Annotated in this window: 2 protein-coding genes; both read right to left on the bottom strand. The window is 68.9% G+C overall.

Features of this window, described 5'->3' with window-relative positions; translation table 11 throughout:
- Positions 1–65 precede the first annotated feature (65 nt).
- Positions 66–13,877 (bottom strand): amino acid adenylation domain-containing protein, encoded by a 13,812-nt coding sequence (locus ACIBK2_RS32145; protein WP_396972687.1) that lies wholly within the window; start codon positions 13,875–13,877, stop codon positions 66–68.
- A gap of 360 nt (positions 13,878–14,237) precedes the next feature.
- Entirely contained in the window at positions 14,238–16,064 is a 1,827-nt protein-coding gene (gene lnt / locus ACIBK2_RS32140) for an apolipoprotein N-acyltransferase (protein ID WP_396972685.1), read from the bottom strand.
- Between the last annotated feature and the right edge of the window lie 195 nt (positions 16,065–16,259).

The following is a 16,259-nucleotide window of genomic DNA, read 5'->3' as shown; positions in this document are numbered from 1 at the left end:
CTCCACGAGCGACTCCCCCGCCTTCTCGGTCGGTCTGTCGGTGGACCCCTGCACGTCTCGCCCACTCACCTTTGCTTCTCCTTCTTTCTGATCCCGATGGCAGGCTTCTCGGATCGCGAGCCGTTCTTGGCCCGTTTCGGGTCTCCATTGACCGAGTGCGACCCGTTGGTCGACTGTCGTGCCGGCGTACCGTCCAGCTGCCTGCGCAGCACCGGGCCGATCGCGGCGAGCGATTCGGGTGCGGTCATCGCCGAGTGCCTGCACGGCAGTTCATGATCATGGATGGCGCCGGTGACGAACGGTTGCCACGCGGCCGCGCGGCGTTCCGGATCGGCCCGGTTGATCTCGTCCGCGGCGGCGGTGAAGAACAGCAGGTCGCCGTCGAAGACACGCGGCCGGAAACTGTGCGCGAGCAGCGTGCCGTTCGTGTATCCGGCGTAGAGCCGTTCGAGGTGCTCGACGGTGAGCGCCGCGAACGGCCCCGGCCGCGCGCACAGCAGCTCCGCCGCGTCGCGCAGGTTCATTGCCGGATCGATCGGGGTGTCGAGCTGGTCGCTGCCGAATTCCTCGATGATCTCGGCCACGCTCGGGATCGCGTGCTCGAGCCAGGCATCGGAAAGCCGGTAGCTGTCCATCATCGACAGCAGTGCGACCTCGTCGCCCGCCTCCTGCAGCCGCACCGCCACCTCGTGCGCGATCAGGCCGCCGAGCGACCAGCCGAGCAGGTGGTAGGGCCCCGTCGGCTGGATCGACTTGATATGCGCCACATACTGTCCGGCGGCCTCGGTGATCGAGGCGAAGCCGTCCTCGCCCGCGACGTGCGGTGCCTGCAGCCCGTACACCGGACGGTCCGGCGCGAGATGCGCGAGCAGACCGGAGTAGCACCAGGCCAGCCCGATCGCGGGATGGATGCAGAACAGCGGCGCCCCGGTACCGTTCGGACGGATCGGCAGCACCGGACCCAACGCCGCCGCGATGCCCGCGCCCGAGCCGTCGAGGCGCGCGGCGATGGCCGCCGGGGTCGCCTCGCCGAACATCAACTGCACCGGCAGGTCGAGACCGTTGGCCCGCACCTGCGCAACAACTTTCGTGGCAAGCAGCGAGTTGCCGCCGAGTTCGAAGAACCCGTCGTCGGCGCCCACCGATTCCATGCCGAGCACCGTCGCGAAGGCCGCGCACAGCGCAACCTCGGTCGGAGTCGACGGCGCACGGTAGCCCTCGGCGGACGCGAACACCGGTTCCGGCAACGCTTTTCGATCCAGCTTCCCGACCGGACTGAGCGGCACCCGGTCCAGCATCATGATCGATTGCGGCACCATGTAATTCGGTACCAGCTCGGCCACGTGATCGGTGAGCTCGGCCGCGGACACCCCGTTGCGCGCCTTCACATACGACACCAGCGCGGTAGTCCCCGCAGGCGTGCGATGCCCGATGGTGGTGGAGAATTCCACCGCGCCGTGCCGCGCCAGCGCCGCGTCGATCTCGCCGAGTTCGATACGGAAGCCACGGATCTTGACCTGATGATCGGTGCGCCCGACGTATTCGATCTCACGCCCCGCGCCCGTGCTGCGCCCCGCCGACAGCGAACCCTGCCCGGACCACCAGCGCACGAGATCGCCGGTCCGATACATCCGCTCGCCCGGCTTCCCATACGGATTCGCGACGAACCGCTGCGCCGTGAGACCCGGCCGATTGAGGTAACCGCGCGCCAACGCGGCACCGGACAGATGCAATTCGCCGGTGACACCGACCGGTGCCGGGTGCAGGCGCATGTCCAGGATGGTCGCGCTGACACCGCGGATCGGCCCGCCGATGGTGATCGGACCGCCCGGCGTCAACGGCTGGCCGATCACCGTGACGATGGTCGTCTCGGTGGGCCCGTACACGTTGTACAGGTTGCGGTTCGGCGCCCATCGGGTGACCAGGTCCGGCGGCAGCGCCTCGCCGCCGACCAGCACATGCTGCAGCTCGGTGACCCCGGTCGGGTCGACCGTGCCGAGCGCCGAGGTGGTGATGAACGCGTGCGTGATCGCCTCGTCGATGAACACCCGCGCCAGATCTTCGCCGCCGACCACGCCGGGCGGCGTGATCACCAAGGTGGCCGCGCCGCCGAGCGCCAGCAACAGGTCGAGCATCGCCGCATCGAAGCTCGGCGTCGCGAAATGCAGGACGCGGCAACCGGGTCGGACGTCGAACCGCTGCGCCGTCTCGGCCGCGAAGTTGGACAGACCGCCGTGCGTGACCACCACGCCCTTCGGCGTACCGGTCGAACCGGACGTGTAGATCACATACGCCGGGTTGTCCATCCGCAGCGGCGCGGTGCGTTCCGCGGCGGTGATCGGCGCGTCCGACGCGTCGAGCACGAGCCCGCGGAAGTGCGCGTCGTCCAGCACGATCCACTCCACGCCGGCGGGCAACTCGGCCCGATAGTCGCTGAGGGTAATGCCCAGCGCCGCACCGGAATCCGACAGCATGTGCTCGATCCGATGCGCCGGATACAGCGGGTCGACGGGCACGAACGCGGCACCGGCCTTGGCCACCGCCAGCACCGTCGCCACTGATTCGACCGAGCGCGGAATACCAAGCGCCACCAGCGTTTCCGGACCGACGCCCTGCCGGATCAGCACCCGCGCCAACCGGTTCGTCCACCGGTCGAGCGCGTCGTAGCTGACCTGCGTCTCCTCGGTGCGCAACGCGACCGCCTTGCGATCGACGTTCGCCGCCGCCGCGAACACCTCGGGGAAGGTGACCGGCCGGTCCGCCTCCGCACCCCGCACCGGGGCGAGCCCGGACCATTCGGCGGGATCGAGCAACTCCAGATCACCCACGGCCGTAGTGGGATTCGCGGCAACGGCGGCGAGCAGCCGGACCAGCCGCTTGCCCAGCCGCAGCGCGGTCTGCTCGTCGAACAGGTCGCTCGCGTAGTTCACCGACAGCGTGATGCCCGCCGGATCCCGTTCCGGGGTCTGCGATTCGGTGAGCGTGAACTGCAGATCGAACTTGGCGATGCCGGTGTCGATATCGGCCGCCTCGATCCGCAGTTCGGGCAGGTCGAGGCCGCGCACCGGCTGGTTCTGCACCGAGAGCATCACCTGGAACATCGGGTGATGGGCTTGTGAGCGGGCCGGATTCAGCACCTCGACGAGCCGCTCGAACGGCACGTCGGCGTGGGCGAACGCGTCGAGATCGGTGTCGCGGACGGTGTGCAGCAGGTCGGTGAACCTGGCATCCGGATCGATCCGAGTACGCAGCACCAGGGTGTTGACGAACATGCCGATCAACCGGTCCAGTGCGGGGTGGCCGCGTCCGGCGATGGGCGTGCCGACGGTGATGTCGTCGGTCGCGCTCATCCGGTGCAGCAGTACCGCGAGCGCGGCGTGCAGCACCATGAACATGCTGACGTTGTTGCTGGTCGCGACCGTCCGCAGTTCGCGGTGGGTGAACGCGTCGACCGTGCATTCGACCAGCCCGCCCCGGTAGGACGGCACCGGCGGCCGCCGCCGGTCCGCGGGCACGGTGAGCAGCTCGGGACTGCCGTCGAGGGTGCGCCGCCAGTAGGCGAGCTGACGGCTCAGCACCGAGTCGGCGTCGTGTTCGGCGCCGAGCGTGTCCTGTTGCCACAGTGTGTAATCCGCGTACTGCACGGTGAGATCGGTCCACTGCGGCGTCTGTCCCGCGCAGGCCGCCCGGTAGGCGGTGGCCACGTCGAGCGCCATCGGCTCGAGCGACCAGCCGTCCATGGCGATGTGGTGCACCACCAAAACGAGGACGTGCTCGTCGGACACCTCGGCCGGATTCTGCACGCCGGTATCGCCGTAGGGCGACACGGAGATCAGCGCGGCCCGGATCGGCACCATGCCCGCGAGGTCGAATCCCGGTGCGGCGAAGCGCCGTACGGCGTCGTCGACTTCGTCCGGGGTGACCGTCGCGACGAACAGCGTCAGCGCGGCGGCGGCCAGATCCAGGATCTGCTGGGCCGGTTCACCATTGGTCTCGGGGAACACAGTCCGCAGCGTCTCGTGCCTGGCCTGCACCGCGTGCAGCGCCATCACCAGCGCGTCGACGTCGAGCTTGCCGTTCATCCGCAGCACCACCGGCACGTTGTACGCGCCCGCGGTCTGGTCTTCACCGGATCCGTTGAACCGGTTGAGGAACCACAGCCGACGCTGCGCCGCCGACAGCGGAATCCGTTCGGGGCGGTGCCTCCGCGCCAACGCCGGACGTGCGTCCGAGCCCGCGGGCCCCGAATCAAGCAGCGCGGCAAGCGCGGCCACCTTTGGCGCGGCGAACACAGTGCGCACTTCCAGCCGGATGTTCGTCGCCGCGGCGAGCCGGGCCACGAGTTGCGTTGCCAGCAACGAGTTTCCGCCGATATCGAAGAAGCTGTCGTCGGCCCTAACCTCGTCGACGCCGACCAGGTCCGCCATCACCCTGGCGACCAGCAGCTCCGACTCGGTCTCCGGCGCACGCGCCGCGACGTCGGCGATGAGCTGCGGTTCGGGCAGCGCGGCGGTATCCAACTTGCCCACCGGTGTCAGCGGAATATGTTCCAGCACAGTGATACTTGTCGGCACCATGTGCGTCGGCAACTGCGCGCCCAGATGGGCGCGCACCGCCTCCACATCCACACCTGCGTGCTCGTCGGAGGCCTGCACAAAGGACACGATCCGATCCGCGCCCGCGATCTGGCGCACCTCGGTGTGCGCGAACCGCACTCCGGGATGCTCGCCGAGCGCGGCGGTGATCTCGCCGAGCTCGATACGGAAGCCACGAACCTTCACCTGATGATCACTGCGGCCGAGGTAGCACAGCTCGCCCGCGCCGTTCCAGCGCACCACGTCACCGGTGCGGTAGAGCCGCGCACCGGCCGGACCGTACGGATCGGCCACGAAACGCAGTGCGGTGAGCCCGAATCGGTCGAAGTAGCCGCGCGCCACGCCGTGTCCACCGAGGTACAAATCGCCGGGCACACCGACCGGCACTGGCCGCAGCCGTTCGTCCAGCACCAGCGCCCGCGCGCCGCGCACCAACGTGCCGATGGTGACCGGCCGGTCGGCGGTCAGCGTCGCGATGGTCGCGACGACGGTCGTCTCGGTCGGCCCGTATCCGTTGAACATGGTCCGTCCCGGCGCCCAACGGGCCACCAGGTCCGGCCCGCAGGCCTCGCCGCCAACCATCAGCGCCCGCAGGTGCGGCAGCGGCCAGCGCTGGTGATCGATGGTGGACAACGCGGCCGGGGTGAGGAAGGTGTGCGTGATCCGCTCCCGCTCCAGCAGCGCCGCCAGCTCGTCGCCGCCGTAGACCTCCGGCGGGCAGATCACCATGGCCGCACCGGAACCCACCGCGAGCAGCAGGTCCAGCATCGCCGCGTCGAAGCTCGGCGAGGAGAAGTGCAACGTGCGCGACTCGCGGTCGACCCGCATGCGGTCGCGCAGCTCGTCGGCGAAGTTGGACAGTCCGGCGTGGGTGACCGCGACGCCCTTGGGTTTTCCGGTGGAGCCGGAGGTGTAGATCAGGTACGCGAGGTCGGACGCCTCGATGGTGCACAGCCGGTCCAGGTCGTCGACCAGTGCGTCGTCGTACGTCTCCAGTTCGGTGCCGAAGTCGGGATCGTCCAGCAGCAGCCATTCGGTGGCCGGGCCGTCGATCGCGTGCAGCCGGTCGGCGTGCGCGGCGACGGTGACGCCGACCCAGCAGCCCGCGTCGGTGAGCATGTGCTGGATCCGGTCGGCCGGGTAGTTCGGGTCGACCGGCACGAACGCGGCGCCGGACTTGACGACGGCGAGCTGGGTGACGATGGACTCGACCGATCGGGTGAGCCCGAGCGCGACCCGATCCCCGATCCCGATATCCCGCGCGAGCAGGGCGCGTGCCAACCGGTTCGAGCGGCGATCCACCTCCGCGTAGGTCAGCGTGGTGCTGCCCGACTGCAGCGCGGTGCGCTGCGGATGCATGTGCGCGGTGGCGGTGAAGTACGCGGACAACGTGCACTGCGGCATCGTCGCCCCGCCTGTCGCCGGCGCGAACAGGCGTCGCTCGCGTTCGGTGCGAGCGTCGATGTCGCGCACCAGGACTCGCGGATCGGCGGTGACCGCCGCGAGCACCCGCAGGAACCGGTCGGCCAGCGTGTGGATCGTCGACTCGTCGAAAAGCTCGGCGGCGTAGACGAATTCGAAGGCCTGACCGGGTTCGCCCGGCCCGGCGTCGCAGCCGATGTGGGCGACCCGCAGCTCCAGGTCGAATTTGGCCAGCGCGATGTCGAGTTCCTCGGCGCGCAACGCGAGACCCGGCAACTCCAGCATCGGGACCGGACCGTCCTGCACGCTGAGCGCCACCTGGAACAGCGGATGGCGACCGGAACTCCTTGCGTCCCGGCCCAATTCCTCGACGATGCGCTCGAACGGTATGTCGGCGTGCGCCATTGCGGCCAGCTCGGTGTCCCGATCGGCGCGCAGCAGCCCCGCGAAGGTGCGGTCCGGATCGACATCGGAACGCAGCACCAGCGTGTTGACGAACATGCCGACCAGCTCATCGAGCTTGGTGTCGGTGCGCCCCGCGACCGGGGTACCGATGACGATGTCGCGACCGCCCGTCACCGAGCGCAGCAGCACCGCAAGCGCCGAGCGCAGCACCATGAACATGCTGACGCCCTGCTCCTTGCCGAGATCGGCGAGGGCATGCTGCACCGGCTCGGGCACCGTGAATTTCACCGTGCCGGCCCGCTGCGTCGGTTCCGCGGGTCGCGGCCGGTCGTAGGGCAGCGGGAGTTCGTCGGGCAGGTCGGCCAGCGCGGTCCGCCAGTACGCCAGCTGATTGCCCGCGAGGCTGTCCTTGTCGTTCTCGTCGCCGAGGCAGGCGCGCTGCCACAGCCCGAAGTCCGCGTACTGCACCGGAAGTGGCGCCCACGCGGGCGCGGCGCCCTCGTGCCTCGCCACATACGCGGCGGCCAGGTCCCTGGTCAGCGGGCCGAGCGACCAGCCGTCGGCGGCGATGTGGTGCACCACGATGCCGAGCAGGTAACGCTCGGAGCTGGTGCGCAGCAACGTTGTTCGCAGCGGAGTGGCACGCACCAGATCGAAGCCGGTGTGCGCGAGGATGCGCAAGGCCGCCGCCGCACCCGCGTCGTCGGTGTCGATCGGGTCGATCGTCGGCAGCGCGCGGGCGGTCGGCAGCACCGACTGCTGGGCCCCGGCGCTGTCCTCCGGGAAAACCGTCCGCAACACCTCGTGCCGCTCGACGACGTCGGTGAGTGCCGCGCGCAGCGCCGCCACATCCAGATCACCGGAGATTCGGATAACGAAAGCGATGTTATATGCACTCGATTCGGGAGAATATCGATTGAGGAACCACAGTCGCTGCTGCGGCAGCGACAATGGAATGCGTCCCGGACGCGTGGTCTGCACAGCCAGCGCCAACCGCTGCGTCCGGGGCGCTTCCGTCAGCCGCTCGGCGACACCGGCGACGGTGGGCGCCTCGAAGATCACCCGCACCGGCAGGTCGACCCCGAACTCCGCGTGCAGTGCCGCGGCGAGCCTGGTGGCCAGCAGCGAGTTGCCGCCGACATCGAAGAAGCTGTCCTCCGCCCCGGTGACGGGACGGCCGAGAATGTCGCCGAACACGCCCGCGACCCGCAATTCCAGTTCGGTACTCGGCGCGCGCGACGAACCGATGGCGGCGAAAACGGGTTCCGGGAACGCCTTTCGATCCAGCTTGCCCGCCGGAGTGACCGGCAGCTCGTCCAGCACGATGACCGACGCGGGCACCATATATCCGGGCAGCCGCTGCCGTGCGGTCTCGACGATCGCCGCGGCCTCCACCGGCCGGTCCGCCGTGACATACGACGCGAGCCGCGGTTGCCCCTGCTCGTCGGTGTGCACCACGGTGAGCGCGAAACTCACCCCGGGGTAGCCGCGCAGCACGTGGTCGACCTCGCGCAACTCGATCCGGAAGCCGCGGATCTTGATCTGATCGTCGGCCCGGCCGAGGAAGCGCAGCTGCCCTGCGTTCACCCACCCCGCCGGCTCCGCCGGCTGCCGTCCCCCGGCGGATTCGACGACCACCAGATCGCCGGTGCGGTACATGCGCTCGCCGCGCCTGCCGTGCGGGTTGGCCGGAAACCGTTGCGCGGTAAGGCCGAACCGCCCGTGATAGCCGCGCGCCAGCCCGGGTCCGGACAGGTACAGCTCACCGGGAGTCCCCGGCGGCACCGGGTGCAGCCGTCCGTCCAGCACGAACAACCGCATGCCGCGGATCGGCCTGCCCAGCGGCACCGGGCGGCCCGGCACCATCGGACCGGTCGCGGTGGCCGCGACGGTCGCCTCGGACGGCCCGTACATGTTGTGCATGCGGTGCTCGACCGACCAGGTTTCGACGAGCTCCTCCGAGCACGCCTCACCACCGACGATGACCGCCTCGAGCTCGTCGAGCCCCTCGCTCGGCACGGTCGCCAGCGCGGCGGGCGTGACGAAGGCATGGGTGACCCGTTCGTCGCGTAAGAACGCGGCGAGTTCGGTGCCGCCGTAGAGGCCGGCAGGCGCGACGACGATGGTCGCGCCCGCCGCGAATCCGAGCAGCAGCTCGAGCACCGACGCGTCGAAGCTCGGCGACGAGAAGTGCAGTGTCCGTGCCGAATCCGAGACGCCGAACAGATGCATCTGCTCGTGCGCGAGGGACGCGAGCCCGGCATGGGTGATGACCACTGCCTTCGGCGTTCCGGTCGAGCCGGAGGTGTAGATGAGGTACGCCGGATGCACCGTGCACAGCGGGAGGTGCCGGTCCACATCGGTGATGGGACCCGTTGAGTGGTCCACCAATTCGTCGGCCAACTCGTCGGAACCGAGCACCAGCCAGTCGACGTAGGTCTTGCGATGCTTGCCGCGGGGCGCGGGCCATTCCGGCATGGCCGCAAGGCATTCCGCGTCGGTCAGGCCGAGCAGCGCGCCGGAGTCGCCGATCATGTGGGTGATCCGGTCGCCCGGGTAGCCCGGATCGATCGGCACATAGGCGGCACCGGTTTTCGCGACAGCCCATACGGCGGTGATGGCGTCCAGTCCGCGCGGCAGGGCGATCGCGACGACCACCTCGGGACCCGCGCCGTGCTCGATCAGCGCGCGGGCCAGCTTGTTCGACGTCTCGTCGAGCTCGCGGTAGGTGGTGTCGATGCCGAGGTAGCGCACCGCCACCGCGTCCGGCAGCCGCTCGGCGGTGTCGGTGAGCAGCCGCGCCAAGGTGTTGAACGGCTCGGCGGGCGAGCCCGCGATCGGCACCAGGTTGGCCAGTTCGCGGCGGTCCAGGATGGTCAGGTCACCGATCGGCAGGCTCGGCGCGGCGACCACCGCGTTGAGCACGGCGACGAAGCGGCGGGCGAACGACTCGACCGTCGAGGCGTCGAAAATGTCGGTGGCGTAGCCGAATTCGGCGGTCAGCGGCCCGTCGGAGATATCGTCGTGCACCACCAGCTGCAGATCGAACTTGGCGATGTCGGAGACGATCGGCAGCACCTCGGCCTGGACGCCGGACAGTTCGACGCGCAGGTCGGGCGCGCGGTCGTAGGACAGCATCACCTGGAACAGCGGATGCCTGGCGGCGGAGCGTTCCGGATTGACCACCTCGACCAGCCGCTCGAACGGCACGTCGGCGTTGGCGAACGCGTTGAGGTCGGTCTCGCGCACCACGTCGAGCATCCGGTCGAAGCCCGCGGCGTGGTCGACCTCGGTGCGCAGCACCAGGGTGTTGACGAACATGCCGACCAGCTCGTCCAGCGCCGGGTCGGAGCGGCCTGCGATGGGCGTGCCGATGGCGATGTCGGTGCTCGCGCACAGCCGCGACAGCAGGGTGGCCAGCGCGGCGTGCAGCACCATGAACATGCTCACGCCCCGGGTGGCCACCAGTTCGCCTGCGGCACGCCGGATTTCGGGGGCGATGGTGAATTCGACCCGGGCGCCGGTGGTGGACCGGCGCAGCGGGCGTGGGCGGTCGAGCGGCAGGTCGAGCTGGTCGGGCAGCCCGGCCAGCGCCGAACGCCAGTGTGTCAGTTGGCCACTGAGCGCGCTGGCCGGATCGGATTCGTTGCCGAGCAGTTCGCGCTGCCACAGCGCGAAATCGGCGTACTGCACGGGCAGCGGTGTCCACTGCGGCGCGGCACCGTCGGTTCGTGCCGATACCGCGGTCATCAGGTCCCTGGCCAGCGGCGCGATCGACCAGCCGTCACCGCAGATGTGGTGCAGCACAAGGAGAAACACCCAGCTGTCGGGTCCGGTGGTGTAGAGCGCGACCCGGATCGGGGCCTGGATGCGCAGATCGAAGCCGTATCCGGCGAATTCGGTGGCCAGCGCCGCGACGTCGGCACCGGTGGCGTCGATCGGGTCGAGCGTCAGCGGGATCTCGGCGGCCGGGTGGATCAGCTGGCACGGCCCGTCGGTCGACTCCGGGAACGTGGTGCGCAGGCTCTCGTGCCGTTCGATCACGTCGACCAGTCCGGCGCGCAGGGCCTCGACGTCGAGCGGGCCTTCGATCCGAACAGCAAGGGGCATGTTGTAGGCGGCGGCGTGTTCGGCGAACCGGTTGAGGATCCACAGCCGCTGCTGGGCGAGCGACAGCGGAATCCGCTCCGGCCGTTCGCCTGCAACGAGTTTCGGCGAGGCGACGTCGGTGGTGTGCGTGGCGAAGCACTGGGTGAGCGCGGCGATGGTGGACGCCTCGAACAGGTCGCGGATGGTCAGACCGGTGCCCAGAGCGGCGTTGATCCTGGCCACCGCGCGGGCGGCGATCAGCGAGTTGCCGCCGAGGTCGAAGAAGCTGTCCTCGACGCCGATGTCGTCGGTACCGAGCACCTCGGCGAAGATGCCCGCGAGCACGCGCTCCACCTCGGTGCGCGGCTCGGCGGTCGATCTGTTGGCCGAGCGGGCACCCACCGCGGGTGCGGGCAGCGCCTTGCGGTCGATCTTGCCGTTGGCGCTGAGCGGCAACTCGTCGAGCTCCATCAGCGCGGACGGCACCATGTACGCAGGCAGGGTGCGACGCAGTGCGGTCAGCAGTGCGGCGGTGTCGATCCGGGACGCCGGGTGCGGCGGGCCTGCGCTGGGTACGGCGGGGCGATACTCCTCGGCGTCGAGGGCGGCGACGACATAGGCGACCAGTTCGTCACCGTTGCGGCCGGTGTGCGCCACACACACCGCCCTGGCCACCCGCTCGTCGGACAGCAAGGCTGCCTCGATCTCGCCGAGTTCGATGCGCAGGCCGCGGATCTTGACCTGGAAGTCGCTGCGGCCCATGTATTCCAGCACGCCGGGGCGGCCGGTCGAGAGCTGCCAGCGGGCCAGGTCGCCGGTGCGGTACATCCGGACGCCGGGGCTGAACGGGTTGGCCACGAAGCGATCCGCGGTGAGCCGGGGCTGACCGAGGTAACCGCGGGCCAGCTGCACACCGGCCAGATACAGCTCACCCACCACACCGGGCGGCACCGGTCGCAGGTGCGAATCCAGCACGTAGGTCTGGGTATTCCAGACCGGCGAGCCGATCGGCACGGTCGACGGATCGGCCGTGCACGGCCAGTAGGTGACGTCGACGGCGGCTTCGGTCGGACCGTACAGGTTGTGCAGGGCAGGGTGATGCAACGCGGCGTGGAAGTCGCGAACCGTCGCGGCGGGCAGCGCCTCACCACTGCAGAACACCTGACGCAGCGCCGTGCAGCCGCGCACGTCGGTGTCAGTGACGAACACCGACAGCATGGACGGCACGAAATGCGCTGTGGTGATCTTCTTTTCGGTGATCAGCCGGGCGAGGTAGCCGGGATCGCGGTGCCCGTCGTGCTCGGCGACGACCAGTCGCGCGCCGATCTGCAAGGGCCAGAAGAACTCCCAGACCGAGACGTCGAAGGTGGCCGGCGTCTTTTGCAGGACAGCATCGGTCTGGTCGAGCGGATATTCGTGCTGCATCCAGCGCAGCCGGTTGACGATCGCGGCGTGTGTGACGCCGACGCCCTTCGGCTTTCCGGTCGAGCCGGAGGTGAAGATGACGTAGGCGAGGTGACCGGGGCGCAGCGCGGCCGTGCGGTCGGCGTCGGTGATCGGGGCGCCGTCGAAGCAGGACAGGTCGACGGTGTCGAGGTCGAGCCGGTGCACGGGCAGGGTGAGCTCGTCGCGCTCGGCCGTCAGCACGCAGACCGGTGCCGCCTGAGCCACGATCTGTTCGATGCGCTCGGCCGGATGCTCGGGATCCAACGGCAGGTAGGCCGCGCCCGTCTTGACGATCGCGTACATGCCGACGACGAGTTCGAGGCTGCGGCGCAGGCAGAGGGCGACGACCCGCTCGGGACCCGCGCCGTGTGCGATGAGCAGCCGGGCAAGCCGGTTGGCACGGTCGTCGAGTTCGGCGTAGGTCAGTGCGTCGTCGCCGAATTCGAGGGCGACAGTCCTGGGGCAGCTCGCGGCACGCTCGGCGAACAGGCTCGCGAGGGTGCCGGTGTGCGGCGGGGTCTCGGTGGCGTTCCAGTCGTGCAGGACCCGGTCGCGTTCGGTCGCCGTGATCGCGGTGAGCGACTCGGCGAGGGTGTCCGGTGCGGCGGTGAGGAAGCGAGTGAGGAAATCGAGGTAGCGGTCGTGGTGGGTGCTCACCTCGGTCTCGCTGTAGAGCCGGGGGTTGGCCTCGAAGTCGACATGGATGCGGTTGCCGACGCCGTTGTACAGGTTGACCGACAGGTCCTCGACGGGTCCGGTGGCCAGCACGTTCAGCGAGCCGACCAGGTTGCCGAACTTCAGCTCGTTGTGGAACAACATGATGTTGACCATCGGGCCGAAGAAACCGCGCGCGTCGCGGGAGTAACCGCAGTCGCGGCGGATGTCGTCGTGCCGGTAGCGCTGATGGCGCAGCGCGCCGGTGATCTGCAGCTCGGTGGCCTTCACCACCTCGGCGACGGTGGTCTCGGCGGTGAACCGCAGCCGGATCGGCACCACGTTGGACACCACGCCGGCCGAGCGGCGCAGCGAGACCGTGGTGCGCGCGGACACCGGCAGGCTCAGCACCACATCCGAATTGCCGGTCACCGACCGCACATACGCGCCGAGCGCCGCGACGAACAGCGCGGAGTTGGCGGTGCCGAAGCCGGTGACCGCCGCGTCCATCGCGGACTGGGCGCGGTCGTCGAGCACCGCGGTGGCGGTGCGCCGGCCCACGTCGTGGCTGGCCGCGGTGACGGTGGCACCGCTCAGGCTCATCGGCTCGCCCGCACCGGCCAGCTGCTCGAGCCAGTAGTCGCGGTCCGCGCGGAACCGGCTGGTGTCGCGGTAGCGCACCTCGTCGGCGTAGATCTCGGCCAGCGGGGTCGCCCTGGACACCACCGGCTCGGTCTGGTTGTCCAGCGCGGTGTAGATCTCCGCGGTGCGGGTGAGCGCGTTCATCGCGCCGTAGCCGTCGATCACGATGTGGTGCGCACGGGCGTACCAGATGTAGTCCGAATCACCGGTCCGCAGTACGACATTCGTGCTGAGCGGATCGCGTTCGAGGTCGATCGGCGCGCTGGCGTGCTCGTGCATCCAGCGCATCGCCGCGGCGTGCGGGTCGGGTTCGGCGCGCAGATCGACCCGCGCCCACCCCGGCCGACGCGTGGAATCGACCACCTGATGCGGGATTCCATCGATTTCCCGCAGCCGCACCTGACCGACCTGGGCTTCGGCGCCGAAGCGCTCGATCGCGTAGAGCAGCCGGCCGACATCGAGGTCGCCCCGGATCTCCACATACTGGGCGATCGTCAATGGCACGTCCGGACGAATCCGCTGCGCGTACCAGAGAGCCGTTTGGGCCGGCGACAAGACGAATGGTTGTGCCGAGGATTCGCCCGATGAACATTGGTCGACGCTGTCCGTGGCCAATGAACTCATCAATCACTCCGTTCTGCCGCTGTTTGACGCAACTCTCTGAGCTACGTCCCACAGCAGGCACGCAAGGCCGACCGTGGAACGTGATCCACGCCCTATGATTCGGAGCGTCTGATCGGCCGGATTGCCAACGTGGCGGATTTGTTTCACATCGCACGCTAGCTACGATGGTCCCGATTGGCTAGCAAACGTTTGGCTAACTACCCAAACCGCCCAGATGGCACAGCGGAAGCGCCCGGACATTTATGCGCTGACAAGCGCTTACGGTCGCCCAATCGCACTCTTGCGAATGTTTCGTTACATGACGAGTCACTCACAGCAACCACAGAAAAAACCGGGAGTCAGGTTATCTCCCCGAGACCTTCAGCCGAGGATTTCGGCTTTAAGTACCTTCCGGTCGGTCTCGTTTGCGGCTCGTGCAGACCTTCTCCGGAGCATCGCAGCGATCATGGCGAGGACAGTCAATGCGACAAAAACCCGTTCTGGCGCGGGCCCCACCTGGGTTGCTACAGTGTTGCTGGTACGTAGCGGGAGGTCGGCTACCAACGCGGCGGGCACGAACTGCGGACTTTCTTGCCGCACACTGCCATCCGCGCCGATGATCGCGCTCACCCCGGAGGTCGCCGCGACGACCAGGGCACGACCGTGCTCGACCGCTCTGATCCGCGACATGGCCAGCTGCTGGTAGGTCATCTCGCTGTCGCCGAAGGTCGCGTTGTTGGTCGGCACGGTGAGCAGCTGGGCGCCCGCGCGCATCGCGTCCTCGAAGGCACGGTCGAAGGCGACCTCGTAGCAGGTCGCGACGCCGATCGGGATGCCGTCGGCGTGTACAACGCCGTCGCCGTGGCCTGGCACGAAATATCCGGCGCGGTCGGCGTATTCGGAGAACAGCCGGAAGAACGAGCGCATCGGCAGGTACTCGCCGAACGGCTGGATGATCTTCTTGTCGTGCCGCTCCCCCGGGCCCGCCGCGCCGTTCCACACGATCACCGAGTTGGTGGTGGTGCGGTCGCTGTTCACCAGCACCGCGCCGACCAGGATCGGTGCGCCGATCTGCTCGGACGCCTCGGTGATCAGCGTGGCGGCGTCGGTATTACGCAACGGGTCGATGTCGGACGAATTCTCCGGCCAGATCACCACATCCGGCTTCTTGACCTGGCCCGCCTCGATCGCGCGGGCGAGTTCCTTGGTGCGGCGGACGTGGTTGTCCAGTACGGCGCGGCGCTGGGCGTTGAAGTCGAGGCCGAGGCGCGGCACGCTGCCCTGGATGGCGGCGACGGTGATGGTGCGGTCGCCCTGATCCGGGTCGGGCAAGGTCGCGCCCAGGATCAGACCGGCGATCGGCATGATGACCAAAGTTACTGCGGCGGTGACCAATGCGATTCGCGGGGCGCGATGCTGGTCCGCGGATGCGCGATGCTGGTCCGCCGGAGTGCGAGGCTGGTCCGGGGTGCGAGGCTGATCCGCCAGGGTGCGAGGTTGATCCGCAGGCGAGCGATCCGGTTCCCCGGCTGTGTGGTCCTTGACGCCGACGCCATGCCCTTGTTGGCCTTGGTCCGAGGCGTCTTCAGTCACGGCGTCCGTATTCGACTCCTCGCCAACACCATCCGAGTCGGACCGACCCGCACGCATCGATCGCACGACCAGAACCAGTGCCGCAGCACCAGTTCCAGTGAGCGCCACCGCAAAACTGACCAGCGGCGCACCACCGATCGAAGCCAGCGAGAGGAACCACCCATCGGCCTGCCCGAATGCCAAACGGCCCCACGGAAATCCACCGAACGGAAAACTGGACCGCGCCCACTCAGCGGTCGCCCACGCCAAAGCCACCCACAGCGGCCAGCCCGGCAATCGGCCCACCAGCCGCGCCATCAACCCGAACAGCCCGATGTACACCGCGCACACCGTCGAAAGCGCCAGCCACGGCACCGGTCCGACATAGATCCCGGTCCACGGCAACAACGGAACGAAAAACGCGAGCCCGGCCAGGAACCCATACCCGAACCCACCACGCAACCGCCCGCTCCCCCGCACGACCAACGTGAGGACCGTAATCCCCAGCGGCGCAAGAAACCACCACGGCCGCGGCGGAAAACTGCCGAACAACAACAGCCCCGCCACAATCGCCGCCACCGATCGCCACAACACCGGATACCGCGTCAATGCCGCCGACAGTCGTTCAAGCACCACGAGTGGTCGCCTTTCCATGCGATAAGGCCGCAGCGATTCCCCGATGCAGCGATGTGGTGCCGAGCCGCCGACGCGCACGCCGACCGCAGCGAGTTCGATGGCCGCACAGCTCGACTGGACTGCCTGTCGAGCTGAAACCCGAGCGCTGACTGTCGCTCGCAATGGTCCGCGCCCTGCTCGTCGGAACGCCACCGA

It is taken from the genome of Nocardia sp. NPDC050175, assembly GCF_044459885.1.
Taxonomy (GTDB): Bacteria; Actinomycetota; Actinomycetes; order Mycobacteriales; family Mycobacteriaceae; genus Nocardia.
This window is presented reverse-complemented; position numbering and strand designations above follow the sequence as displayed.